The organism is Kitasatospora sp. NPDC036755, assembly GCF_040636595.1.
Taxonomy (GTDB): Bacteria; Actinomycetota; Actinomycetes; order Streptomycetales; family Streptomycetaceae; genus Kitasatospora.
The window spans coordinates 1-2,634 of record NZ_JBEZUT010000597.1 but is presented as its reverse complement, the minus strand read 5'-3'; the positions used below and the strand labels follow the sequence as shown (position 1 = coordinate 2,634).

The window sequence follows — 2,634 nt, the reverse complement described above, 5'->3', positions numbered from 1 at the left end:
ACCTCGACGCACTCGCGCTGTGGGTCACCTTCCACCCCGGCCAGATCACCCGTCACCGGTTCCTCGCCAAGTGCCGGGAGCTGGACGCGCTCGGCGTGCGCTACAGCGTCGGCGTCGTCGGCCTACCCGAGCACCTCGACGAGGCCCGCCGGCTGCGCGCCGGGCTCTCCGAGGACGTGTACCTGTGGGTCAACGCCGCCGAGGGCCTCGGTTACACCGAGGCCGAGGCCGCCCAATGGACCGCCCTCGACCCGCACTTCGGCTACAGCCGGAACGCCCACCCCAGCGCCGGGCTGCCGTGCCGCACCGGGGAGTCCGTGCTCTCGGTGGACGGCGACGGCACGGTGCGCCGCTGCCACTTCGTCCGGGACGTCCTCGGCAACCTCTACGACGGCAGCTACCGTACCCGACTGCGGCCGCGCGCCTGCCCGTTGCCGGTCTGCGACTGCCACATCGGCTACGTCCACCTGGAGTCCCTGCCGCTGTACGAGTTGTTCGGTGCGGGCGTGCTGGAACGCGTGCCGCAGGGCTGGGCGTCGGGCCGGTGATAAATCGGTTGCCATCCGACCACCCTGTGTGAAAGCGTACGAACAACCGCGCGGGACCAGCTCGTTGGAAAGGGGGCCCGCAGATGATCAGTGGCATACGGTTCGCCGCCGTGCCGGGCCTCGTGCTCGGTGACACACCGGCTCGCGCTTCGACGCGTGAGCCGCACCCGGCCTGACGCCCCGCGCCCTTCGCTCGGTGGCGATCAGCCGCCGGTGTGCCCGCTGCTCACCTCCTCGTCGAAGTGCTCTTCGTGCCCTTTGCACGTTCGACCACGAGGAGCCCCGGTGTCCGACACCCACCGGCCCAGCATCGTCACCCTGCCCACCATGTCCGCCCTGCCCGCGTCCTGGCACAGCGAGAACGGATCGCCCCCACCACGGCGGCTGATCGCCGCCGACGACACCCTGAGCGCCGGGGCCGCCTACCGCCTGGCCTGCGAAGGCACCGCCCTGCTCTGGCAGGGCGACTACCCCGGCGCGCTGCGCCTCCTGCACGCCATGCGCCGGCGCGCCGAGCGGCGCCGGCCCCCGTCCGCCGCAGGCTCACCGGCCGAGGCCTTCCGGCAGCACCGGCAGGAACGCGCCCGCCTCGCGCGTGTCCTCGGCACACTGCTGGTGCCGCTCGGCTCGGATCACCGTGTCCGGCTCCGCCGGGCACCCGACGTCCGCGAGGCCTGTCTGGGCGCCTACGGACCGTTCCTTGACAACAGAATCGTGTCCCTCCGCGAGCTCCTCGGTGTGATCGGCGCACACCAGTGGCGCACCAAGGGCGTCGAGGTCCCGGCCCTCGGCGCCCGCATCCACCCGCACTACGGGGTCTTCTCCCCCGTCCGCGGCGAGTACGTCGACCTCGTCGCCCGGGCGCCGCTGCCGCCGGCCGCCCGGATCACCGCCACGGCCACCGCCCACGACCTCGGCACCGGCACCGGTGTGCTCGCCGTGCTCCTCGCCCGGCGCGGACTGCGCGAGGTCCTGGTCACCGACGCCAATCCGCGCGCCCTCGCCTGCGCCCACGACAACGCCCGCCGACTCGGTCTCGCCGACCGCGTCAAGCCCGCCGGCACCGGCCTCTACCCTCAGGGGCGCGACCGGGCCGCCCTGGTCGTGTGCAACCCCCCGTGGCTGCCCGCCCGCCCGAGTTCCACCCTCGACGAGGGCGTCTACGACCGGGACAGCCACATGCTCCACGGCTTCCTCGACGGCCTCGCCAGCCGTCTCCTGCCCGGTGGCGAGGGCTGGCTCGTCCTCTCCGACCTCGCCGAACGCCTCGGACTGCGCTCCCGCGCAGACCTGCTGGGCGCCGTCGCCCAGGCCGGGCTGCGCGTCGCCGGACGTCTCGACACCGTCCCCCGCCATCCCCGGGCCACCGCTCCCGATCGGGCCGGTCGGGCCGATCCGGTCCTCCGCGCGGCCCGCGCCGCCGAAATCACCTCGCTCTGGAGGCTGGTCCCCGCATGACTCCCGGCGACCTCTCGCACACGGCCCGAAGCAGTACCGCGCCCACCGGGCGGCCGAGTCCGCACGTCCCTAGCCTGGTGACAGAGAGGAGGCGAAACACCATGCTTGGAGACGCTCCGCTGCAAGCAGTCATCCCCGCCACCGATCTCGCCCGCGCCAAGGCCTTCTACACCGACACCCTCGGCCTCAAGCTCACCGAGGAGGGTGAGGAGGAGTTCGTCTGCGACAGCGGCGGCACCCGGTTCACCGTCTACCGCACCCCCAGCGGCGGGCAGGCCGCCCACACCCTCGCCAGTTTCAAGGTCCCCGACCTCGACGGCGAGATGGCCGGCCTCCGCGGCCGCGGCATCACCTTCGAGGAGTACGACTTCCCCGGTCTGAAGACCGTCGACGGCGTCGCCGAGGGCGAAGGCATGCGCGCGGCCTGGTTCAAGGACAGCGAGGGCAACATCCTCTGCGTGTCCCAGCGAGTCGGCCAGTAGCCGACCCGCCCCCGGTCTGCGGGCGGCTCCGGAACCCGCCCGCCGACCCGCCGCGCCCGACCGCTTCACACCCGCCGCGCCGCAGCCGTCGGCACCAGGGCGGAGGTCGCCAGGGCGACGCAGTAGCCGACGTTCCAGAGCAGGCC

Annotated in this window: 3 protein-coding genes; all 3 read left to right on the top strand. The window is 73.3% G+C overall.

Annotated elements, in window-relative coordinates:
* A partial coding sequence (locus tag AB0E96_RS40355; protein WP_359831728.1) for an STM4011 family radical SAM protein occupies window positions 1-548 on the top strand: 548 nt, incomplete at its 5' end.
* Window positions 549-875: 327 nt separating this feature from the next.
* Window positions 876-2,006 carry a class I SAM-dependent methyltransferase gene (locus AB0E96_RS40350; RefSeq protein ID WP_359831730.1) on the top strand — a complete coding sequence of 377 codons (1,131 nt, stop codon included), beginning with the start codon at window positions 876-878 and terminating at the stop codon, window positions 2,004-2,006.
* 101 nt (window positions 2,007-2,107) lie between these two features.
* On the top strand, window positions 2,108-2,488 hold the full coding sequence (locus tag AB0E96_RS40345) for a VOC family protein (protein WP_359831726.1): 381 nt from the start codon (window positions 2,108-2,110) through the stop codon (window positions 2,486-2,488).
* Window positions 2,489-2,634: the final 146 nt, after the last annotated feature.